This window comes from Stieleria mannarensis (assembly GCF_014154935.1).
Taxonomy (GTDB): Bacteria; Planctomycetota; Planctomycetia; order Pirellulales; family Pirellulaceae; genus Stieleria; species Stieleria mannarensis.
In genome coordinates this window covers 1-24124 of the sequence record NZ_JACEHH010000068.1, presented here as the reverse complement: position 1 = coordinate 24124, position 24124 = coordinate 1, and the positions used below count along the sequence as shown (strand labels likewise).

Below are 24124 nucleotides of genomic sequence, written 5' to 3'. Positions count from 1 at the left end.
ATGTTGGACATCAAGACTCTGTTGCCTGAACTGAAAAAATTGGTCACGGACCTGTCCGCTGACCTGCTCGCTCGCAGTACGGCGCAGGACGATCCCTACAGCACCGAAGTTGATGCTGGGTTGCGGGAAGCGTACACGCAGATTGAGAAGGGTGGCCGCACGGCGGATGCGTTTGAGGTCTGGCGAGAAGACTATCTCGATCAAGTTGCCGTGGCGTGGGTACTGGGTTGCGTCTTCGTACGGTTCATGGAGGACAACCGTCTGATCGATGAATGCTGGCTGGCTGGGGAAGGTGAACGTCGCAAGCTGGCGGAAGACATGCACGAGCTTTACTTCCGAGAGCATCCGCACGAATCCGACCGGGAATACTTCAAGCATGTGTTCCGTGAGGTCGGTAAGATTCCGGCCTGTCGAGATTTGTTTGCCGAAGGAAAGACGCCGCTTTGGGCCGTAGGGCCGAGCGGCGACATGGCGATGAAACTGCTGGGCTTTTGGCGAGAGATCGATGCTGAGACTGGCTATCTCGCTCGGTCTTTCGAGGTCGAAGATGGCGACACTCGCTTTCTGGGTGATCTTTACCAAGACCTTTCGGAGCGTGCCCGGAAGAAGTACGCATTGTTACAAACGCCATTCTTCGTGGAGGAGTTCATTCTGGATCGGACGCTCGATCCGGCCATCGACGAGTTCGGACTCGATCAAGTTCGGATGATCGATCCGACATGCGGGTCAGGCCACTTTCTGCTTGGCGGGTTTGCTCGTCTTTTCGATCTTTGGATCAAGCGGGAAGACAACGAAGTTGTGGCGGCTCAAAAGGCTTTCGATGGAGTCTGGGGCTGTGACATCAATCCGTTCGCAGTGGCGATTGCCCGTTTCCGTTTGATCGTTGCAGCGCTAAAAGCCTGTGGGGTTGCTCGACTGAAGGATGCGCCAGCGTGGGACATTCATTTGGCGACTGGTGACAGCCTTTTGTTTGGAAACCGCTGGGATCGTGAAGGAAAGAAGAAATCCGAGCAGCAGTTTTTCGGAACAGAAGAAGAGAGTTGGGCACCAGAGATTTACGCCTGCGAAGACAAGGAAGCGATCTCAGAAGTCTTAGGGCAGCAATACCATGCCGTCGTGGGCAATCCACCATACATTACAGTGAAGGACAGAGTTCTAAATTCGGCCTATCGTGAGCGGTATCCTTCTTGCGCCGGAAAGTACTCATTGTCAGTTCCGTTCGTGGAACGATTCTTCGACCTTTGCACTTCGGGTTTTCATGGCCAGTCTGGCTATGTTGGCCAGATCACTTCCAATTCGTTTATGAAGCGGGAGTTCGGAAAGACTCTTATTGAACAGTTCTTCCCGCATATCGACCTAACACACGTTCTGGATACGTCGGGCGCTTATATTCCCGGACATGCGACTCCAACAGTTCTACTGTTTGGCCGCAACAGAGTACCTCAAAGTGAAGCTGTCCGTGCTGTCCTAGGAATACAAGGAGAACCAAGCACTCCAGCGAATCCCGCAGAAGGACTTGTGTGGAAATCCATCGTCCGACAGGTCGATGTCGTAGATTCGGAAGACGAGTTCAACTCGACGGCTGACGTTCCCCGCACGACGTTTTCTACACACCCGTGGAGCTTGGAAGGTGGAGGAGCCGCCGATCTAAAGGATTTCTTGGAGTCAGCCTCGACCACAACACTTTCATCAGTCGCAGACATAGGCATTGGCGTTGTAACTCTTGAAGACGACCTTTTTCATGTCACCAGTGATTTCGTTCGAAGGGCAAGGATACCAAGCGAGTTCACAAGAGGGTTTGTGGTTGGCGACCTTATTCGAGATTGGCAACTTACCAGTGTGGAGCCTGCGATTTTCCCACATGATGGCTCTACTTTTGCACCAGTGCCGGACTGCACTGTTCTGAAATTGCTATGGCCGTATAAGACGAATCTTTCCAATCGCAAGTGGTTTAGGAAGACTCAGATTGAACGTGGAATGCAGTGGTATGAATACGGCCACATTTCCGCCGACAAGTTCCGGACGCCACTCTCCATTGTTTTCGCATTTGTTGCAACTCATAACCATTTCGTACTCGACAGGGGTGGGAGTGTATTCAAACAGTCCGCCCCTGTTGTAAAGCTGTCGTCAGAAGCGACTGAAGACGAACACTTGGCATTGCTGGGTTTCTTGAACAGTTCTGTCGCTTGCTTTTGGATGAAGCAGGTGTCGCAGCAAAAGCAAATGACGGCTGGAGATGGGATTCGGATTTCATATCGTGCCCAAGTGCCCTATGAGTTCGTCGGCACACAACTAAAGAACCTTCCCCTCCCGCCAACGTTTTTTGATGGTCCGTTGCGAGATCGGCTCCTTGCATTGGTCAAAAAGGTGGAATCTCTCTCGGCGAGGGCATCTGACTTGGCCAATGAGAAGATTCTCGGTGTTGCGGATGACGGTCGCATCTCGGACGTTGCCACATTGCTTGATGAGTCCGAGAAAGAACGTGCGGCAATAAAGTCTGCGATGGTGTTTCTACAGGAAGAAATAGATTTTACCTGTTATGCGATGTTTGGTCTGGTTAATGATTCGGTATTCTCGGCGGACCTAAACTCTACATCGGTGACGCTCGGTGCAGGTGAACGGCCCTTTGAAATTCAACGTCAGCACAACGTCGATAAATTTGCGGTGCCGGAAGAAATTCCTAGAGAATGGCCAAGTCAGTTAAAGGATTTGTGGCGTGAACGAACATCAGAAATCTCATCTAGCAAGTTTCTGTCGTTGATCGAAGATGCCCATTACAAGCGTCGGTGGCGGGGAAGGCAAGGGAAGTATAATCATGCGGCACGGGAGAATGAGCGGGACGTAGCATTCAGGAGGTGGATGCTCGAACGCTTGGAAAGCGAGCGGTACTGGCCAAGTGCCGATCAGCACGAGCCTCGTCTGCAATCAGTTGCCAAATTGTCGGATAAAGTGAGCAGCGATCAGTGCTTTCTACAGGTGGCCAACTTTTACCGAGGCCGAGAAGATTTTGACGTTTCATCTCTCGTCTCCGAACTGGTTGGTGCTGAATCAGTCCCTTTCCTCCCAGTACTGCGTTACAAGCCTTCGGGACTCCGAAAGAGAGCCGTCTGGGAGGCGACGTGGCAGCTTCAACGCAAAGAAGACGCAGGCGAGGAAGTTGGCGAGATCAAGGTGCCGCCAAAGTACTCGTCGGCGGACCTCCTTTCGTCTGATTACTGGCGATTGCGAGGGAAGCTCGATCTTCCGAAGGAACGCTGGATTAGCTTTCCTCACTGTCAGACCGAAAGCGACCCATCGCTTGTTGTGGGCTGGGCAGGCTGGAACCATCTACAGCAAGCCACAGCCATCATCGCCTACTACGACGCTCGCAAACGTGAAGGCTGGGACGGCAAACGACTGACGCCGCTGCTTGCTGGTCTCGATCAACTGCTCCCTTGGATTCACCAGTGGCATCCCGAAGTCGATCCCGAGTTTGGTGAAACCGCAGGTCAGTCTTTCCAGACGATGCTAGAAGCGGACGCCCATGAACTCGGCCTGACGCTCGACGAAATTCGGGCGTGGGAGCCACCAAAGAAGGCGAAAACCCGTCGCAAGAGGACAAGTAAGGGCGGAAGGAAGAAGGCGGAAGGATGAACGACGCTCAGCTTCAAGCAAAGCTCGCGGAATTGCTGGCTCTTCCCGGCGAATCGGAATGGGTGGAGTTCAAGCACAACAACGACTCGCCACAGATGATCGGGGAGTATTTGTCGGCGATTTCGAACTCGGCCGCGCTGGAGAGTCAGCCGTTCGGGTACATCGTGTGGGGCGTCGAGGATGGTACACACCGAATTGTCGGTACGTCATTCAAACCACGTCAGAAAAAAGGGCAAGGCAACGAAGACCTTGAACCATGGCTGAATAAGCTGCTCGCACCGCGAATCAACTTCCGCATCTTCGAGTTTCAAGCGGAAGGTGTGCCGTTGGTCATGTTCGAAGTCCAGGCTGCCAACACCGCCCCTGTTGCGTTTTCGGGCCGACGCTTTGTTCGTGTCGGGAGCTATAAAAAGACGCTCGGTGAACATCCCGAACGAGAAAGGCGGCTCTGGGAGATCGTCTCCGGCCCAGCCGTCGACTGGTCAGCGGGCATTTGCGAATCCGCGACGCTGAATGATCTGGACCCGGATGCCGTCCAACGCGCCCGCGGTGAGTTTGCTGACCGATTTGAAGGCGATCCTCGAAAGGCCCATCTGGCGAAGGAAGTTTGGGATTGGGACGACGCGACGTTTCTAAACAAGATCAAAGTCGCGGTTGACGGACGTCTGACGCGGGCGGCCTTAATCCTCCTGGGAAAGCAAGAATCGACCCACCACGTCGCTCCTGCTCAGCCCCGGATGACCTGGATCCTGAAGGATGCAACGAATGTTGAACAAGACTACAAACACTTTGATCCACCGTTCCTGTTGGCCGTCGACGACCTGCTTTCCAACATCCGCAACCTGACGATCCGCCACCTGCCCGACGGAACGCTTTTTCCCGTTCAGGTCAGCCAATACGATCCCTGGGTATTGCGAGAAATCCTCCATAACTGCATTGCTCACCAGGACTACGAGAAAGCGGGACGGATCATCGTGGTGGAACAACCAGACTCGCTGCTGTTCACCAACCTTGGGCGGTTCTACCCGGGCAGCGTGGAAGAAGTCGTGGTTCGTGACAGCCCCCAAGAGTATTCGGCCAATCCGCTGCTGGCGCAGGCGATGGTCAGCCTGAACATGATCGACACGATCGGCAGCGGGATCAAACGGACGTTCCGGATTCAGCGTGAACGAAACTTCCCGATGCCGACTTACGATTTGAGCGATCCGGACCGGGTTCGGGTGCGGCTGATCGGCCGGATTCTGGATCCGAACTACACGCGGATGCTGATGAGCCAAACCGACCTCGATCTGCTGGATGTGATCGCGCTCGACAAGGTTCAAAAGAGTCAGCCCCTCACCGACGACGAGTTGAAGTCACTTCGCAGCAAAAAGCTGGTTGAGGGACGACGCCCTAAATTGCACGTGTCCGCCGAGGTCGCAAAAGCAACCGATACGGTGGAAGACTATTTTCGCCGACGTGGGATCGACAAGGACTACTGTGAAAAGATGGTGGTGGACTTCCTCGCTGCCAAAGGTGAAGCCAGTCGTGCCGAGATCATCCGGTTGCTCGCCGAAAAACTGTCCGACGCGCTGACCGACGAGCAGAAACAGAACTTCATCCGGAATCTACTGCAGGAAATGAGACGGAACAAAGTGCTACACGTCGAGGGACGCGGCCCGGCCGCTCGTTGGCAGAGGGCTAGAGAGGGTACCGATGAAACAACTTAGCCTATATTCAAGTCATTTTGCCCCACCTGGAAAGCGGCAAGTCGTTTCTTGGAAACGACTTGCGAATGGCCTAAATCGCCGCGTTTCGTTCAGCCTTAGTCTATTTCTAGCCTATTCTCGGGTTGCTGGAACTGAGTAGCTGCGCCCCTGCTTCCCACCCTCAAAAACCGCCTCCTGACAATCCACTATGCCCGATAAACTGATCTCCGAGATCCTGGACCTCCCCGAACGGGTGAGGAAAGGCGACTTCGTCCTGAACCTGGCCAAGGGCGTCAACGAGCCGGAAAAGACGCTGGCCCAGTACGTCGTCACGCCCCAGTTGGTCGCCAGTTTTGACGACGCACTTGGGTTCATTCGCTCTGCTGTGGAGGCGGGCAATAGCAAGGCGTGCTACCTGCACGGCAGTTTCGGTTCCGGTAAATCGCACTTCATGGCCGTGCTGCACCTGTTGCTTCAGCACAATTCGGTCGTGCGTTCGATTCCCGAATTGGCCAAAGTCTGCGACGACCACCAATGGGTCGAGGACAAGACGTTTCTGCTGGTCCCCTACCACATGATCGGGGCCCGTAGCATGGAATCGGCGATCCTGGGCGGGTACGTCGATTATGTCCAAGAGCATCATCCCGCGGCTCCGCTGCCGGGGGTCTATCTCGCCGACGAAATCTTTGAAAACGCCAAGTCGCATCGTGAGCGTCTGGGCGACGACATGTTCTTTGAAGACCTGAACAAAGGCGGCGATAGTGGAGGAGGCGGCGGTTGGGGAAAACTCGAGGGGTGGAACGCGGCCCGTTTCGACGCTGCCATCGAGGCACCACCAAAGAGCAAGGAGCGAAGCCAACTGGTCGGCAAGCTGGTCGAGAACATCTTCCCCGCCTTCCGCGGAATCGCCCAAGGCAAAGATGAAGCCTATGTCGACTTGGACGAAGGATTGGCCATCATCAGTGAACATGCCAAATCGCTTGGTTACGACGGGCTGATTCTGTTTCTGGACGAGTTGATTCTATGGTTAGCCTCGCATTCGGCCGACCTGAGCTTTGTACAAACCGAAGGCAACAAGCTCGCCAAGCTGGTCGAGTCCCGCAAGGCCGAACGCCCCGTGCCGATCATCAGCTTTGTCGCTCGTCAGCGAGACCTGCGTGATCTGATCGGAGAAAACGTCACTGGCGTGGAGAGTCTGAACTTCTCCGACGTGCTGTCCCACTGGGAGGGCCGTTTCCACACGATCACGCTGGAAGACCGCAACCTGCCGGTGATCGCTCAAAAACGTGTTTTGAAACCCAGGAACGATGCGTGCCGAGCCGAGCTAGAGCAAGCGTTTGAACAGACGGCCAAGGTGCGGCAGGAGATCATGGAAGTCCTGCTCACACGGGAAGCCGATCGGGCGATGTTCAAGCAGGTGTACCCATTCAGCCCGGCGTTGATCCAAGCGTTGGTTGCCGTGTCGAGTGCCCTTCAGCGAGAACGCACGGCACTGAAAATCATGTTGCAATTGCTAGTCAACCGGCGCGGTACGTTGCGACTGGGAGACGTGATTCCGCTGGGTGACCTCTGGGACGTAGTGGCTCATGGGGAAGAAGCATTTACTGACGTGATGCGAGTCCGCTTCGAGAACGCCAAAAAGCTGTATCAAAACAAGCTGCGCCCAATGTTGGAGCAGCAGCACGAGATCGATTACGAAGTTGATAAACAGCGAGCCGAAAACGACGGAGAGATCGCAGCTCGCTTGGGACGGTTTGAAAACGACAACCGTCTCATCAAGAGCATGTTGTTATCATCGCTCGTGCAGGGTGTCGATGCGTTGAAGAACATGACCTGCACTCGGCTGGCCGCCTTGAACCACGGCACGATCCGTTCGCGCATTCCAGGCCGGGAACATCAGGTTGTCGCTCAGAAGCTCCGCACCTGGGCCGGCATTTGCGGCGAATTGCGTGTCGAAGGTGATCCGGCCAATCCCACCGTCGCACTCGAGTTGGAAGGTGTCGATACCGAGAGCCTGATCGAAGCGGCCCGCGTGTTCGACAATCCTGGCAACAGGCAATCACGCATTCGTGGAATGCTGTTCCAGTCGCTGGGGATCCCCGATCAGGACGAGATGTTTATCGGCCACAACTTCCTGTGGCGAGGAAGCCGTCGTTCCTGTGACGTGCTGTTCACGAACGTCCGGGCACTGCCCGATGAATCGCTGCGGTCTGCCGACGAATGGAAGCTGATTCTCGATTTCCCGTTCGATTCCGAGGGGCATACACCCATCGAGGACTTGGATCGTCTGGACAAGTTTCGTGACAACAACGAGTCACATCGCACGATCGTTTGGCTGCCGTCTTTCTTTTCAACTCGCACGCAAGCGGAACTGGGAAAGTTGGTCATCATCGATCACTTGTTGCGGGGCAGCAATCTTGATCAGTACGCCAAGCATTTGTCGATGCAGGATCGGGAAACAGCAAGGTTGCTGCTGAAGAACCAGCAGAGCGCTCTTCAGTCCCGGATAACGCAGGTGGTCGAGGCCGCGTACGCGATCCGTGGTGAACCGACCCCGGGTTCGCTGGACAGTGCCTATGACATGTCGGAGTCGCATTTCCAGTCGTTGTATCCGTCGCTTGTCGTGCAACGTCCTGTGGGTGCCAACCTGGGCGAGGCACTTGAGCATCTGCTCGACCAAGCCCTGTCGCATCAGTACCCGAAACATCCGAAATTCGGTCAAGAGGTCAAACTAGGCAAGGACTTAAAACAAGTGCTTGCAGCGTGTCAGGAAGCAGCGCGTACACAAGATGGTCGCATCATTGTCGACGACAAACCGCTGCGTCCAAAGCTGCGGAACATCTGCAATCCGCTCGAACTGGGGCAGATGCATGAAACGCCGTTCGTTTTGGGGACGTTTTGGAAAACACACTTCAACCGGATGCTGGCCCAGTCCGGCCAGCCGCATCCGACCGTGGCCGACCTTAGACGGTGGATGGATCAGCCTGAGGAGCGGGGGCTGCCGCCTGTGATTCAGAATTTGCTGATTTTGGTGTATGCGGATCAGACGAATCGATCGTTTGTTTCTCAGATCAGGGGCGGCAACTACGAACCAACACTGGACGACATGCCCGGCGATTTGGAGCTTGTCGAACAGCAGCTTCCCGACGTGAAAGATTGGGAAACTGCCGTGCAACGAGTTTCCGAGGTGTTTGGGCTGGCGATCTCTCGTCTGTTGAACGCGGGCAACCTGACGAGTCTGGCATCGAAGGTGAAAGACATAGTTTCGGGGCTGAGGGCCGATTGCGACAGTTTGCCGGATCGTTTGCAACTGGTACTGACGAACTTGGCTGTCTCCGACAGCGATATCGAAAAAGCCGACCGGGTTTGCACGGCAAAGGCTGTCCGCCAATTGTTGGCCGACTGCGAGGGCAAAGAAGCTACGGCGCTGGTGGGGGCCATCGCTTCGGCCAAGATGCAGACCTCCGGCACGGCTATGGGACGCAGTTTTAAGTCAGCCAGTTCGATTCTCGATTGCTTGCGAAATACGAAGTGGGACTTGTTCGATGGCGTCTCCAATTTGAGCGACGACCGGAAAACGCAGGCGGAGATGCTGCTCCAGGATGTGTGTTCGGCTTTGTGTACCGACGAACTTGCAGTGGCTGGTGGTCTTGCAGCCAAACTGTCAGATGCCGAGAGCCGAGCGATCAAGCTTCTGACGCCGCCGAAACCACCGAAGCCGGATGCCCCCCAGCCACCTGTCGAACCTGCTCCGCCAGTGCCGCCCAGGAAAGGTTGGACGACCGTCGGCACCCGTAGCCGATCTCGTCTCAGTCACCAGGAGTCTCTGGCGGAAGCAAATGCTCTGATCAAACAACTGGAAGGAAACAATAAGCTGCGGCTCACGATCCATTGGACACTGGAGGAGGAGTCCGAATGAGCGTGGGAATGTTGAGTTCGTTGCAGGTTCGATCACTGGTGGAAGAGAAGTGGCAGCGTGACCTCGATGCTGTGGCTGTCGGTCTTCATGTTGCCCCCTCCATGAAAGCGCCGGGCGAGATCGAGTTTAGTTTCGGTACCGCCAGGGTTCTCCGTGCCGATACCGTGTTTGAAATCCGCGAGGCGCTGCTTGAAGCGGAGAAGGCGAAGAACCGCATCGTCGTGTTGACCGGATTGCAGCAGAACGATCTTGGGCATGATGTGGTAGGACGCCTCGCTCGCAGTCGATTGTTCCCGGTAGATCACTGGGCCAGCCTGTGCGCGATGTTCAAGGCAAAGGAATTGGATCGTTCGATCTGTGAAGCTCCGATCGCACAAGCATTGATGGAGTATGCGCCACCGGACGGCTACCCACCCGTGTCGGCGGGGGTTCTGGATAGCGGGACAGTCTGGCGTGCCATCTGCCGTCACGTGTTTGACATGGGCGAGCGGGAGCCCGATCTTGTCTCGCTGTTGTTATGGGCTGCATCCGAACAGGGAGCAACGCGGTACGAGCATGTACCCGACGACGTTTGCCAAAGCCTGCGTCGTCGGTTGGTCCACAATTTGGGCAACGCCGCGGAATCCATTCTCCGATTCATCGAGAGCAACGCCGGTCGCGATGCGATTGCGTTGGCAGTGACCTGTCAGGTGGTTTTTGGAATCGGGGATGAGCCCACACTCGATGCCGCCGCTGCTCGAATGGAGCAGTATCACGACAACAAGCCGATTCCGAAAAACATCGGTCAAACGCTCGGCAGAATCGCCGTTGATGCGATCGCGGATCTCGACCGTCACGATGACCCTCGAATCGCACAGGATCATCTGCAACGGGCCGACGAGCTGATCAAGCAGTTCCTTTGCGCCGACCATGCCTATCGCAACACGCTTTCTCGGATGGCGTTCGAGCAGCGACTGGGACGCCTCGGCAAAGCGATCACCGCCGCCGTGAAAGACACCAGCGACGAAACCATTGCTGCTTGCGAAATGCGTCTCCATGACATCGCCGGTCATCGCTTGGCGAAGCCGGGGAGAAACACGGATCAAGTCTCCAACGCAGAGATGGCGGTTCGACTGGTTCGGTGGTTGAAGCAACCATCGCAAGACCCTACTTCATTCGATGAACACGCCAGCTACCACGTTCGCGAAATGTCGTTTGTGGATTGGGCACGAGAACCGCTCTGCCGGGGAGAGGACGTACCCGATCTGTCAGCGGCGTATCAGTTACTCGATCAAACGGTCTTGAAGTTTCGTGAGGAGATGAATTGCGGTTTCGCCAAATCGCTGGCGGATTGGACATCCGTTGGATCCAAGGAAACGGGCGTGCACGGTGTCGAAGATGTTTTAGGGGACGTCGTAAGCAAGGTGGTTGAGGCAGGCAATAAAGTCCTGTTCGTTGTGCTGGACGGAATGAGTTGGGCGGTCTGTCGCGAACTTCTTGAAGACATCCGCAAAGACCACTGGTTTGAGTCGACGCTGGACGAATCAGGCAAGCCGCCATTGCCCGTCGTCGCAACAATTCCCAGTGTGACCAATTACTCGCGTGCCAGCCTGCTTTCTGGCCTGCTAACCCACGGCGCACAGGATGTCGAGGAACGCAACTTCCGAGAACACAAAGCATTGGCAAAGACTTGCGATAAGCGATATCCACCCGTCTTGTTTCACAAGAACGACCTCACGGAGGGAAACCGAGGTTCCATCTCGGAATCGCTATCCAAAAAGGTCCTTTCGCAGGTTCACAAGGTCGTGGGAGTCGTCATCAATGCCATTGATGACCGATTGGCCAATGCCCAACAAGTGATTGACCGCTGGTCGTTGAGTCGGATCAGCCCACTCGGTTCCCTGCTGCGGCTAGCGAGAGACTCAGGTCGGGTTGTTATCCTTGCCAGCGACCATGGCCATGTCTGGCATCGGCCTGACGGGCGGAATCGTCGCCATGACGAAAGCAGCCGTTGGCGGGTCAATGACGGTAAGTGTCACGAAGATGAAATCGTGATCGAGGGAGAACGGGTTGTCGTCGGTGGCAACACGATCATTGTGCCATGGTCGGAGTCCGTCTACTACAAGTCCCAGCACAACGGCTATCACGGTGGAGCCACCTCACAAGAGATGGTGTGCCCGCTGATCCTGTTGACTGACAAGACGAGCGCCTACTCACGTCTCTCTCGCTGCGAGTACCCGAAACCTGACTGGTGGTCGTCAGCGCCAACGGCTTCTCCCTCGGTCGATGAGCCCCAAATCACGATCACTGTGCCGGAGAAGCTTGACCCGCCAACGCTCTTCGATTTGGAATTGGAAGAGCAACCCGTTACGAAATCGAAGCAGGTAGGCCAGCCGACCAAGAGTGAAGAAAACGCTGCGGATTGGATTGCAGTGTTGCTGTCATCCGATGCTTACAAGAATCAAAGAGCCATGATCCGTCGCCATCCTGTCGACGATGCGGTGATGGCGGCCTGTTTGTCCGCACTGAATGCTAGCGGGGGAATCATGACGCCCACCGCATTCGCAAAAGCCGCGGAGGTGTCGATGGCTCGGCTGGATGGTTTGATCGTGAAAATGCAGCGGGTATTGAATGTCGATGGTTATGAGATTCTCACCATGGATTGGACAGAGAATCGGGTGGAGCTAAATCTAGGAAAGTTGAAACGCCAATTCGATCTTGATTGAGTGCAGCATGGAAATTAGCCCTGAACGACGTCGAGAAATCATCGGCGCCCTACGAAAAGGCACGGTGCCGCAGCGTGGACTCGACTTCCTGGCCGTGGGGCTTCAGCGTTTCGACAGCGTGATTGCCGAAGAGCTTACGGACGTAGCGCAGGCGGGCGCGATTTTCAAAGCAGTGCGCGGTGAGTACGGTTGCGGCAAGACGTTTTTCGCACGATGGGTCCAGGAATACGCGAAGAAGCAAGGTTTTGCCACTGCCGAGGTTCAAATATCGGAAGCCGAAACTCCGTTGCACCGATTGGAAACCGTTTACCGGCGAGCGATGGAGCAACTCTCCACGCCAGATTGTTTTCTCGGAGCGTTCCGCTCGATCATCGATGGCTGGTTTTACGGCCTTGAAGAAGATGTGCTTGCCGAGGGCGGAATTGATCCCAGCGACGAAGATGCCCTTGCAAGCCGGGCCGATGAGTTGCTGGAGCAGCGGCTCGTCGAGATCACTCGGGCTACACCCCAGTTTGCTGCTGCGTTGCGGTCTTACCGGACGGCACAGCGAGCTGGGAATCACGCGACAGCGGAAGGTCTGGCTGGTTGGCTGGCAGGGCAGCCACACATTGCTGCATCGGTCAAAAGGGAAGCGGGCATCAAAGGGGACGTGGACCACTTCGCCGCTCTCAGTTTCCTGCGTGGATTGCTGCTGATCCTGAAGGATTCGGGTTTTTCGGGCTTAGTGCTTGTGCTCGATGAGATCGAGACGATTCAGCGTGTTCGATCTGATGTACGCGAGAAGGGGCTCAACGCGCTGCGCCAGTTGATCGATGATATCGATGGTGGAAGGTTTCCCGGCCTTTACCTGGTTATCACGGGCACCCCGGCTTTCTATGACGGCCCCCAGGGGATCCAGCGGCTCGAACCGCTTGCCCAGCGACTTCATGTGGACTTTCAAACCGATGCCCGCTTTGACAATCCCCGTGCCGTGCAGTTGCGACTGACGACGTTCGACCACGACCGTCTGGTGGAAGTCGGAACGAAGGTGCGAGACCTATTTGCTGCCGATTGCCGTGCCCCAGAACGAATCCGTTCAATGGCCAATGCAGAGTACATCGACGCCCTGGCTCGCTCGTTGACGGGCAAGCTCGGGGGCAAGGTCGGCATCACTCCACGACTGTTTCTCAAGAAGCTTGTCGGGGATGTGCTGGACCGAATCGACCAGTTCGACGACTTCGATCCCCGAGAACATTATCAGTTGACCGTCACGAGCAATGAAATGACCAACGTCGAGCGAGAAGCTCAGGCGAAGAGTGTTGACGACATCGAGCTGGATTTGTGAGCACAGGTGATGGAATTCGACTGGCGATACGCAGAACGCTTGTTTCAGAGGCTTGACACTCCCGGCTACGGTTGTTGCCAATCGTGGCTTGAGGAAAAGCTTAGGTCACATCCCTCGGGCCCTGAAGCAGCAAAGATTAAAAAACAGATTGCCTCTCTAAAAGAGGAGTTAACACGACCAGCGTTGATCGAGTCCGCAAACGAACAGTTCTTGCAGGAAATAGTGGACGACCCGATCGTCTTTGGCGACGAGTCATCGCGGGAGAAAGTATTGGGCGTGGCTTGGTGTACTGAGGACCAACCAGTTGTTATTCGAGGCGAGCCGGAGTTTTGGGTGCGATAGCACCGCACGAGAGATTTCTGTATGAATGCCTTTGATCGACTACACCCCGCTCTCCAACATCACATCGTGAACTCCCTTGGCTGGCGAGAGTTGCGCGAGGTGCAATCGTTGTCGATTGAGGCGTTCTTGACGGGGGCCAATCTTGTCATTCTTGCGCCGACCGCGGGTGGGAAAACGGAGTCGGCGTTTTTCCCCGTCATTTCTCAAATGCTCGATGAGTCGTGGTCGGGAATCTCGGTTCTGTATGTCAGCCCAATCAAGGCGTTGCTCAACAATCAGGAGCAGCGGCTTGACAAGTACATGAGGCTGGTCGGTCGGCAAGCAGCACTCTGGCACGGCGACACGCCACAAGGCGAACGCAAACGGATCATCGCTGAGCAGCCCGATTGCCTGCTGACGACGCCGGAATCGTTGGAAGTTTTGTTGGTCTCTCAAAAGGTCGATCACCACCGTTTCTTCGAGAATGTTCGTGTGGTTGTCATCGATGAGCTTCACGCTTTCGCCGGGGATGATCGTGGCTGGCACCTATTGTCTGTCTTTTCCCGGATCGCTCGCATTGCGAATCGAGACCTTCAGCGAATTGGATTGTCGGCCACCGTCGGCAACCCCGAGGAGATGCTCGACTGGCTGTCGTCGGGTTCCGAGCGACCGCAAAAGGTTGTATGGCCGAAGGGGAGCGACTCGACGCCCCCTGACGTGCAACTTGACTTCGTGGGATCACTCGACAATGCCGCCAAGGTCGTTAGCCTATTGCATCGAGGCGAGAAACGCTTGGTCTTCTGCGACAGCCGTTCTCGCGTAGAACAATTGGCCGTCTCACTTCGCCAGTACGGCGTGGACACATTTGTTTCTCACAGTTCACTCAGCCTTGATGAGCGGCGGCAAGCCGAAGAGGCGTTCGCCCAGCGTCAGAATTGTGTGATCGTGGCTACCAGTTCTTTGGAACTTGGACTGGACGTGGGTGATCTTGATCGAGTGGTGCAGATCGATGCCCCCGGCACAGTTTCATCTTTCCTTCAACGCATGGGACGCACTGGACGCCGCCCTGGTGCAATCCGGAATTGTCTGTTCCTTGCGACGGGTGATGAAGGACTTCTTCGTGCCGCCGCCCTCATCGAACTTTGGCAGCGGGGATACGTTGAGCCGGTGCAAGCACCGGCGTACCCGTATCACATTCTCGCTCAGCAGTTGATGGCACTGATTCTTCAGGAGCGAGGCATTGGTAGGTCACAGTGGTTTCCGTGGGTGGAGGACGTTCCAGGGTTTGCCCAAATGCCGCCTGAACGGGTTGGGGAACTCGTTGAGCACATGATCACGGCCGGGCTCCTGTGGAGCGATGGCGGCCTGCTGGGATTCGCTCCCGAAGGCGAAAGAGCATTTGGCCGCCGAAACTTTATGGACATCCTGTCGGTGTTTACCTCACCGCCGCTTTTCACTGTCGTGTTCGGGCAGAAGGAGTTGGGAAAGGTTCACGAATCAACGTTCTACAGACGCGACGATGGTCCTGCCATCTTGGTGCTTGCTGGCCGGAATTGGAAGACGAAGCATCTGGATTGGAAACGCCGAATTGCTTATGTGGAGCCGACGGACCAGAAAGGGCGGTCTCGCTGGCTGGGTGAAGGGCAGTTACTCAATCACTCGGTCTGCCAAAGTATCCGACGCATCCTTAGTGCAGACGACAACGATGCGGCATGGTCTGAACGTGCAATTCAGAAACTTTACGACATTCGTGAAGAACATCCTTGGGTTTCCGACGACGCAACAAGTCTAGTGCAGATGCCAAATGGGCATGTTCGCTGGTGGACGTTTGCGGGCGGCATTGCAAATTCTTTGTTGGCCGACGCGCTGAAACTCCACTGTGATGTCAAAGCCGATAATCTCAGTCTCAGCTTTCCTCCGGCATCGTCGTTCGATGCAGCTTCAGAGCAAATTGACCGAATTGGTCCGGAATCGGTCAAGCCGATCCCAAACATCGACGCGATGGACAATCTAAAGTTTTCAGAATGTCTACCGATGGGGATTGCGTCCGAATTGTTTTGCACTCGCTTCGATGATCGAGCAGGAGTTGAGCAGGTTTTGAGGGAACGGCGACGATCGGTGATTCTTGGTTGAACAGAACGCTTCACTGCCGTCCTGCAGGCCTTTCCACACCTTCGTTGTTTCTCATGTATTCTATTTGACCCCATCGATCGATCGCTCCGTTGCGTCAAAGTTGCAGATGGGCTTTCGACGTTTCATCAGCAAGTTGACCTATGACTCGATTTACGCTGTCCCAAGATCAGTGGTATGCCTGCCTATCGTTTGGCGACGACTACAAGGCGTCCGACCTCATTGAACGAAGCTGGTCACCGATCCTCGTTCGAAACGTTGTTCCGCTTGGAACCGGAAAGAGAGAGTATTCATTGGAGTATGTCGATTCAAGTTCGCCCGATTCGCCAATCGAACGAACCTACACTTTGCGAACGGTAAATCGAGGACGTTCAGGGCTTCTCGCGGCGGTTGCTGGCTCCCACCCCGTCCGTTATCTCTACATTACGGCGATGGATTCGAAATGGATCGATCAGTTGTTTCCCCACATCGTGTCCAGGAGCGGAGAATCAACACAGGGCGCTGGTGTGCGCGGCGGAGAAGGCAAACTGCGGTTCGCGAACAAGAGCACTTGGAAATGCAAGCCGATGCCACGGAGGCGTCAGCAACTCGACTATCATCGGCATTTTTCCGACGCGGAAATGTCGCGGATTCGGCAGGGCTTTATTCCGCAAATGATGGAGGATAAATGGTTTGCTTACTTCGAGGACTGCTGGCTTTACCAGCACCGTTCTTGGACAGGACACTGCATCTACCAAGTCCGCTTCACCGCGCAACCTGAAGACTGGACGGTTGCTGAAGCCTGGGTAAACCGGGATGAATCAGAATACCAGTGCTCCGACGACGCAGAAGATCTAAAAAGCCTTGACCAACTCTTGTCCTCGCTGATCGCATCAGAATTCAAGGCGTAATCTCGTGTGCAGCGAAACCGGAAACACGAATTCGGTGAAGGAAGTTTGGGATTGGGAGGGCCGACGTAGTTCTTGATTCATTCTTTGACTCACTGTTCGTTCCTGGGCATCTGCCCGGTCTTCAGACACGCCCTCGGGACTCTTCGCCGCTCTCCGCATGCTCTGGGATTGCAATTTGCTTGCCTCCAACGAGCGGCAATAGGGCGTGTTGCGGGCCATGATTACTCTCGCATCCTCCACCCCATATCAACTGACGGGTGCGTAGCTTGGTAGCGGAGGAACTGCTTCTAACTTCGGAGATTCCGAGGTTGCTATGCTCGGCGGCGGCATAGGCGGTACTCGCGGCAGACTGAAAATAGAAAAATATTTAAATGGCAATGGTGCGCAGGACGAGCCTAAACGCTCGCAATTATTGAGAACCTCAAAACTTCGGTCCAATAAAACAGTTGCTCGAGGGCCCACCATGCAACTGTATACAACTAAGTCGATTCCTGTCGCGTTTGACTCCATTCTGACGCTCTTATAGGTTTTGGTTCGCGTGTGACAGCGACGTGTGTCAAGCCGTATCACTGATGCCGGCCACACACTGATCAACCGACTGCCACGAAAGTGTTCACGCTGAAACGGCGACTGGTTGCAGCGTTGTCCAAACGTGTTGTCCGACACGTGTCACCGATGCCTTAGAGGTGCAAGCTTAACCGTACGTGCGATTCCAAACGTCAGCATCGTTCGGTTGGCCGCTACGAGTTAAATGCCCGGTACTTCGTTGAACGTGTTCCGTATGTCCAAGACCGAAGCTTCATCGCCCATGGAAACACCGGGTGTGAATGTTCGAATCCTTGAAGACCCAAGAGAAGCAACGATGAACAAATCGAATGAGTTCAAAGACAACGAATCCAATGATCGGAATGATCCTAAATTTCCAGTTGCCCCAGAGACGTCTGTGCTTCAGGAAACGACGATCTCGATACGCGACGCGTGTAGAACTGGCGGACGAAAGCGTCACCGCTCGACGCTCTACCGATGGATGACGCGGGGTGTTCGAGGCATTCGTCTTGAATCCGCACTGTTTGGTGGCGAGCGCGTCACGTCAATAGAAGCGCTCTCGCGATTCTTTGAGCGACTCAACGGGTCCGACGAATCAAATGTGAATTTGCCCAAACGGATCTCCCAAAACGGATTGGATTCCAGTCGGGCGGATGCGGAGTTGGCAGCGGAAGGAATGTAGCGACTCGATTGTTGGTTTTTACTTCTCCAAATTGGATCTCATAATGATGAAAACTCAAGTTGTTCAAATTGATCAAATCAACCGTAAAGCATCACGAACCCGCGGGCACATTCGATTGGACGTTGCCGATGAATACGCGGACCTGTACGAGAAGGGGGTGGACCTTCCGCCTCCCGTCGTATTCTACGATGGTCATTTCTATTTCCTTGCTGCAGGCGATCATCGCATCGAAGCAGCGTTGAGGCTCGGTCTCTCTGCAATTGAATGCCAAGTGAAAACTGGAGGTCGCTGGGAGGCGATTGAATTTGGCTTGAAGGACAATGCGAACCAGCTAGGAGAGCGGCTGTCTGCGGACGATAGACGTCACAATACTCATCTTGTGCTACGCGAACGTCCCGAATTCAGTAACTCCGCTATCGCAAAAATGTGCGGGGTGTCCGACAAGACGGTTGCCAAATGGCGTGACGGATTGGAGTCAACTTCGGAAATTCCGAAGTTGCAAAAACGGACTGGACGTGACGGTAAGTCGAGGAAAATGGCGACTCCGATTGATGAACGAGTTGCCGCTGGTCTGTTTCCGGACAGCGATGTTGATTCCCGTCGTTTCGATTGTGAAACATGGTGGGACCTCTTTGCAGGATCCACATTCTTTCTCAGGGAAATCAGTTGGTCGCCACCCGCCATCGCTAAGTTTCTCGGGATGGATTTGACGAGTGATGTACTACCACTCTTATGTGCCACGCCGCGTCAACGTGAAATCGCCGAATTTCAAGCACTCTCGCCAACGCCCGGGGAACTCCAACTCGTGTATGACACTCTGCAGTGTCGAATTTTAAATAGCGTGATAGCCAATGTGCACTGCAGTGCGGCTGGCCATGCGGATCGGCTAAACCTTCCTAAAGTTGCTCTCAGGCTGAAGTCAAGGTCGAGAGTCTACAGCGAACGCGCTCATTTTGGTCCGGCCTGGGAGGAATCTGTCGCGCAAAGTGACTGTTTCGCGGAATCGAGGGAAACTGATAACGTTGACATCCGGTCGGCCGTGGAGACGCTTGACGAGGAATCGGAAATGCTACTCGACTTCGCAGCGTATTGGGATGTGCGGATCAGTCTCGGGATCGAGAAGTGCCAGGAGTCCATCGCGCAAGTCACTGGGACGCTGGCTTCAATCCGTGAAAGTGATCTGTACGCGTCCTGGTGCGTCAGTGTCTAGCCCCACGGGGCCGAAACGGTGTGCATCGTTCGTTTCCGACGACGTTGGATGTGACAGGCTCTTTTCGTCTCGAGGGCCTCACGTTGTGGTCAGGATCCCACAATCCCCAGATGATCTTGGGGGTGTGCAATCGGGGCTCCATTGGGCGCCGGGTGTCGGTTGATGCACCGCTTCAATTTCCGAACGCTCAAAGCGCGTGGAGCCCAGCGTGACAGCCAACGTCTTCGCCATTCGCCAGGAATTGCGAGCGAACGAATCGAATTTCCTTCCGCGTCCTTGCTCTTGCCATGACCGTGCTTTCGGTGCCTTACGGAGTTTCTCTGCCCGCAACCCGGTCTGACCGTGCTCGCGTTGCTGTGTTTTACGCGTGGTTGATGCGGCAGACGTCAATGACGTTCGAAAGACGCACCGCCGGACATTGGATCGGCTGCCATTCATCGAAACTCAGGGAGTTGCTTGGTCGGTCTTACCCGGATCGACTAAATCAGATGATCCGTGCAAATGTGGTCGAGAGGCACCCTAGCTACCTCGCTGGTCAATTTCCAAAAGCGATTCGATTCGCCCCAGAATTCCGCACCGGAGAATTCGAGTTCGTGGAAGTGGACACGAAGCCCGCCCGGCGAGCAGCGACCGTGTTCCGTTCAATCGACCCGGACAACCTCAGGCCGTCGGGACTCCATTTGTGGTGGAACCTGGGCAAGTTCAAAATGGGACGTTACCCGTTTCCGTACGGTGATCACTGGGCGGCCTACATTCAAGCTCGTTGGGACTCTGGCGACCACCACGCGGTACGCTGTCCCTATGGGCGTTTACACACATTGCTAACTCAAACGCCTAGAAACACGAGAGGCGGTTTGACGACGGAACACGGCGAGAAACTGTGCAACGTCGATGTGGCGTGCTGCCAACTACTGTTAACTGGGCTGGCAGCGGCCACGGCATACAGCAACAACAACACGGCGTGCCATACTAATGTGATGTCGCGCATTTTTTCCAGCAGAGGGGCACATGGGCTGTCCACGTCGATTCCGGATGACGTGGCCGAGTGGATTAGGTTGTGTGAAACAGGCCAAATCTATCCGTACATGCAGGACCGCGTTCGCCAATTTGATGAGCCTGCATGGCAGTGGATCGAACGGGACAATGGTAAACGGATGCGCATCGACATGCGTGATGCGAGTGCGAAGCAGATTAAACGCGCGACGCTGATTCCGATGTTCGACAGGCAAGCACGTGCCGAAGCAAACCCAGTTTTTCAAGTGATCTTGGAAGACTTCCCCGGAATCGCCAGGTTCGTTCGGCAAGTCAAAAGGGAGAAACATGAAGCGCTCGCGTGTCTACTGCAGGGACTTGAGTCGTTCATCATGATCGATCGAGTTGGAAACCGAATGCGGACGCACTTTCAGGATGAAATCCTGCAATCAATTCACGACGCAATGATCGTACGCGTCGGTTTTGGTGAGACGATGAGCGAAATCATCAAGGACGAGTTCTCCAGGTTCGGTGTAAGCCCAACGGTCAAAACGGGATCGCTTTGAAGGAAGACGAAGGGATCCTTACATACTGAGGTTGGCACTGGCCGCCCCCAACGATAGTTGCCGGGTGTTGTTGGCGTTGAATTGCCTGATTGGGCGCGAGCAGTAATTGGAAACCGGAAGGAAACATGACGCTGCTTCGACAACTCCGATCGACTGATATTCGTTTGTCAGCAGTGCTTTCAAATTTCACGCGATTTGTGGAGCCTGAAACTTCGACAAACGATCGAGGTGAAGTCGAAATCGTTTCGCGATTTCCTGCGGTATCGCCGAAAAAATCACGGTCGCCGGCGACCAGCGGCGTTCAAATGTTCCTACGAGTAACTCGTTTTGCCGTGTGAGACTGAGATGCTTTTCTGGCGAGTCCCGCAAATCCCTCATTTCAGGTCAATGGCAGTTCGTTGGAGAAAAGCACGGCAACAAATCCTTGAAAGTTGATCGACTACGGGCTTCGAAATGGCTGCAAACACCTAGCTCGGTCGATTACGATGGCGTGATTGCGTTCGAAGTGTGGCAGAACCATGACCACAAAGGGGGCGACACGTGACGAATCCCGATAGCGAAGATTTCACGCTGGACGAACGGTGCGAGACCATTCCTCGGGGAGATGCCCTATCTACTGGACGACCAAAACAGATCGGTCGCTATCGGATCGAGAAGGTCTTGGGGCGAGGCGGTTTTGGTCTCGTGTATCTGGGGCACGACGAACGACTCGATCGGCCCGTCGCCGTCAAAGTCCCACACGCCCATCTTGTTTCCCGGCCTGAAGATGCAGAGGCCTATCTGGCCGAGGCGCGCACGGTTGCAAGTCTCGATCATGACCACATCGTTCCGGTTTACGATGTCGGGACGACAGATGATTGCCCCTGCTTCGTCGTCTGCAAATTCATCGATGGAACTGATTTATCGTCCAGATTAAAGCAGCATCGTTTCACGCACCGCGTTGCCGCCGAACTGGTCGCCACGGTCGCCGAAGCGTTGGGATACGCCCACAAGCAAGGCTTGGTCCATCGGGATATAAAGCCGGGCAACATCCTGATTGGCAACGACGGCAAGCCCCACGTCGTAGATTTCGGGTTGGCGCTCCGAGAGGAAGATGTTGGCAAAGGTCCAAGATATGCGGGGACGCCAAGCTACATGTCACCTGAGCAGGCGCGTGGCGAGGGCCACAGGGTCGATGGACGAAGCGACATTTTTAGTTTGGGCGTAGTTTTTTACGAACTTCTGATTGGTCGTCGACCGTTCAATGGTGATTCGCGCGATGAACTCCTGGAGCAGATTTCAAGCTACGAGCCTCGCCCTTTGCGTCAATACGACGAGAAGATCCCTAAGGAACTCGAGCGGATCTGCCACAAGGCAATGTCGAAGCGTGCTCGTGATCGGTACTCATCGGCTTACGATCTGACTGAAGATCTGCGTCACTTCTTGGTTGAACAGACCGTAATCCAGGATGGTGTGACGCCAGGAAGCACTGATCCTGTGACGCAAGGGATCCGGCTGGATTCCCCTGCAGTATCGTCGGGAAGCCCTGCTACTGATCAAGTCACGCCGCTCGATTCAAGTTCTTCCGGCGATCGTCAACCCGTGAGGATTGTACCGAAAGGACTTCGGTCCTTTGACGCTCACGATGCTGACTTTTTCCTGGAACTGTTGCCTGGGCCTCGTGATCGCAACGGCCTACCCGACAGTCTGCGGTTCTGGAAAACCCGCATTGAGGAAACCGATCCTGACACTGCATTCTCAGTTGGATTGATCTATGGACCGTCGGGGTGTGGGAAGTCGTCACTCGTGAGAGCGGGCTTGCTGCCAAGACTCGTCGACGATGTGATCAGCGTGTACATCGAAACGACATCCGACGACATCGAGAATCGGATACTACGTGGGCTTCAGAACCGTTTCCCGGCAATCGATCACGATTTGAGCCTCAAAGAAACGCTCGCGGCGCTGCGGCGTGGCCAAGGTATCCCGGTCGGCAAGAAAGTGCTGATCGTTCTTGATCAGTTTGAGCAGTGGTTGCACAGCACGAATGAGGAAGGAAACGCCGACTTGGTGAATGCACTACGGCAGTGTGACGGTGGCCGCGTCCAATGTCTGGTGATCGTGCGCGACGATTTCTGGATGGCTGTGACCCGGTTTCTGCGGGAGTTGGAAGTTCGGCTCTTGGAAGATCAAAACGTGTCAGCCGTTGATCTCTTTCCGGAACGCCACGCCGTCAAAGTGCTTACAGCGTTCGGGCGAGCCTACGGTGCGATATCCGACGGACCAGACGCCCTCCAGAGCGAGCAGAGCGAGTTTGTCAAAGCTGCGGTCAGCGGGTTGTCTGAATCAGGGATGGTCATTTGCGTTCGATTGGCACTCTTCGCGCAAATGATGAAGGCCAAGGCCTGGACGCCGTCCACATTGCGGGAACTCGGTGGCACGAAAGGTATCGGAATCACTTTCTTGGAGGAGACGTTCTCGTCATCAATGGCATCCCCCGCTCACCGATATCATCAAGAAGCGGCCCGCGCGGTTCTTCAAGCGTTTGTTCCTGAGTCAGAGATCAAGGGGCAGATGAAGTCTTACGACGAGTTGCTGGACGCTTCAGGCTACGCCGATCGTGTCGACGATTTCGACGCACTCATCCGCCTGCTGGATAGCGAGTTGCGGCTCATCTCACCGACCGCCCCCGATGGTGTGGAGTCGGGGAATGTGCCGGATTCTCGTAAAGACGGAAACAGACGTTGCTTTCAGCTGACGCATGACTACCTCGTCCCAATTTTGCGGGAGTGGTTGACTAGCAAACAAAGAGAAACCCGAACAGGGCGAGCCGAGCTGAAGCTTGCCGAACTATCGAGGCTTTGGAGTACAAAGCAGGAGAACAGGTACCTACCGTCATTGTCAGATTGGTGGAGCATTTACCGGCTGACCGAAAAGGAGCAATGGACCGAGCCGCAGCGAGAAATGATGAAAAAGGCGAAAAGAGTAATCGGCCGTCGTGCTGCGTCGTGGTTTGCCGTGATCAGCGTTGTGTTGATAGCAGCAACAGTTGCGAGCGTCGTCGAGAGGTATCAGTCCGCAAAACTAGATCTGGTGCAGAGGATAAGCGGTCTAGCCGACGTCGTCGGTGACGCCAGTGTGCTCCCGATGGCGTTCGGCGATCAGGAAACGTGTGAACAGGTCCTCGAATCTCTTCGTTTGGAACCGGCGGTTGTTTTTTCCCAAATCTTCGTTGATGAGGAGGACGAGGACCGGTTCGCCAGCTTCAAGGCTTCAGAATCAGTCTCTGGCGACGTGCACCTACCCCCTCTCCGAGATGCGTCCGTTTTCGCGGACGGATATCTGCATGTCTCCAAGACGATTGAAACCCCTTACTCAAAAGATAGGCCGATAGGATCGATCTACGTTCGTGCGAGCACGGAAGGCTTAGACGCTGCGCTAAAGCGGTACACCGTTCTAGCCGTCTTCACACTATTGTTGAGCCTTGGTATAGCGGTTCTGTTGGGGCTTGGTGCCGTCGTCTTCATCGAATGAACTGGGCGTACCGAGATGCTTCGTAGAT

11 protein-coding genes are annotated in these 24124 nt (G+C 55.0%); all 11 read left to right on the top strand.

Going from position 1 to position 24124, the window contains the following annotated elements; all coding sequences use genetic code 11:
* The 11 genes from pglX to H1B37_RS29460 all read left to right on the top strand — a co-directional run bounded on the left by pglX (nucleotide 1) and on the right by H1B37_RS29460 (nucleotide 24096).
* Nucleotides 1–3633, top strand: a complete 3633-nt coding sequence (pglX, locus tag H1B37_RS29510) for a BREX-2 system adenine-specific DNA-methyltransferase PglX (RefSeq protein WP_182870884.1) — start codon at nucleotides 1–3, stop codon at nucleotides 3631–3633.
* Nucleotides 3630–5342 (top strand): RNA/DNA-binding domain-containing protein, encoded by a 1713-nt coding sequence (locus tag H1B37_RS29505; RefSeq protein ID WP_182870883.1) that lies wholly within the window; start codon nucleotides 3630–3632, stop codon nucleotides 5340–5342. Before pglX ends, H1B37_RS29505 begins: the two co-directional genes overlap by 4 nt.
* Nucleotides 5343–5529: 187 nt before the next feature.
* Nucleotides 5530–9240 (top strand): DUF6079 family protein, encoded by a 3711-nt coding sequence (locus tag H1B37_RS29500; protein ID WP_182870882.1) that lies wholly within the window; start codon nucleotides 5530–5532, stop codon nucleotides 9238–9240.
* Nucleotides 9237–11945, top strand: coding sequence for a BREX-2 system phosphatase PglZ (pglZ, locus tag H1B37_RS29495; protein ID WP_182870881.1), 2709 nt, complete (start codon nucleotides 9237–9239; stop codon nucleotides 11943–11945). The genes H1B37_RS29500 and pglZ overlap by 4 nt, the downstream gene beginning before the upstream one ends.
* A gap of 7 nt (nucleotides 11946–11952) precedes the next feature.
* The gene (gene brxD, locus H1B37_RS29490; protein ID WP_182870880.1) at nucleotides 11953–13269 is read left to right on the top strand and encodes a BREX system ATP-binding protein BrxD; all 1317 of its coding nucleotides are present in this window, start codon (nucleotides 11953–11955) and stop codon (nucleotides 13267–13269) included.
* A 363-nt stretch (nucleotides 13270–13632) separates the two neighbouring features.
* Nucleotides 13633–15723, top strand: a complete 2091-nt coding sequence (locus H1B37_RS29485; protein WP_182870879.1) for a DEAD/DEAH box helicase — start codon at nucleotides 13633–13635, stop codon at nucleotides 15721–15723.
* Between the two features lie 140 nt (nucleotides 15724–15863).
* A complete protein-coding gene (locus H1B37_RS29480) occupies nucleotides 15864–16610 on the top strand; it encodes a hypothetical protein (RefSeq protein WP_182870878.1) in 747 nt (248 codons plus the stop codon).
* Nucleotides 16611–17391: 781 nt separating this feature from the next.
* Nucleotides 17392–17838, top strand: a complete 447-nt coding sequence (locus H1B37_RS29475) for a DUF1580 domain-containing protein (protein WP_182870877.1) — start codon at nucleotides 17392–17394, stop codon at nucleotides 17836–17838.
* 43 nt (nucleotides 17839–17881) lie between these two features.
* The gene (locus H1B37_RS29470) at nucleotides 17882–19048 is read left to right on the top strand and encodes a ParB N-terminal domain-containing protein (protein ID WP_182870876.1); all 1167 of its coding nucleotides are present in this window, start codon (nucleotides 17882–17884) and stop codon (nucleotides 19046–19048) included.
* A 488-nt stretch (nucleotides 19049–19536) separates the two neighbouring features.
* Complete coding sequence (locus H1B37_RS29465) at nucleotides 19537–20586, top strand: hypothetical protein (protein ID WP_182870875.1); 1050 nt, start codon at nucleotides 19537–19539, stop codon at nucleotides 20584–20586.
* Between the two features lie 540 nt (nucleotides 20587–21126).
* Nucleotides 21127–24096 (top strand): serine/threonine-protein kinase, encoded by a 2970-nt coding sequence (locus tag H1B37_RS29460; RefSeq protein WP_182870874.1) that lies wholly within the window; start codon nucleotides 21127–21129, stop codon nucleotides 24094–24096.
* Nucleotides 24097–24124 lie beyond the last annotated feature (28 nt).

Excerpts from the sequence above, each read along its gene's own strand:
- H1B37_RS29485 (WP_182870879.1), top strand. The coding sequence starts at position 13,633 with ATGAATGCCTTTGATCGACTACACCCCGCTCTCCAACATCACATCGTG.
- brxD (WP_182870880.1), top strand. The coding sequence starts at position 11,953 with ATGGAAATTAGCCCTGAACGACGTCGAGAAATCATCGGCGCCCTACGA.
- H1B37_RS29500 (WP_182870882.1), top strand. The coding sequence starts at position 5,530 with ATGCCCGATAAACTGATCTCCGAGATCCTGGACCTCCCCGAACGGGTG.
- H1B37_RS29470 (WP_182870876.1), top strand. The coding sequence starts at position 17,882 with ATGATGAAAACTCAAGTTGTTCAAATTGATCAAATCAACCGTAAAGCA.
- H1B37_RS29465 (WP_182870875.1), top strand. The coding sequence starts at position 19,537 with ATGATCCGTGCAAATGTGGTCGAGAGGCACCCTAGCTACCTCGCTGGT.
- H1B37_RS29480 (WP_182870878.1), top strand. The coding sequence starts at position 15,864 with ATGACTCGATTTACGCTGTCCCAAGATCAGTGGTATGCCTGCCTATCG.
- H1B37_RS29505 (WP_182870883.1), top strand. The coding sequence starts at position 3,630 with ATGAACGACGCTCAGCTTCAAGCAAAGCTCGCGGAATTGCTGGCTCTT.
- H1B37_RS29475 (WP_182870877.1), top strand. The coding sequence starts at position 17,392 with ATGTCCAAGACCGAAGCTTCATCGCCCATGGAAACACCGGGTGTGAAT.
- pglZ (WP_182870881.1), top strand. The coding sequence starts at position 9,237 with ATGAGCGTGGGAATGTTGAGTTCGTTGCAGGTTCGATCACTGGTGGAA.
- pglX (WP_182870884.1), top strand. The coding sequence starts at position 1 with ATGTTGGACATCAAGACTCTGTTGCCTGAACTGAAAAAATTGGTCACG.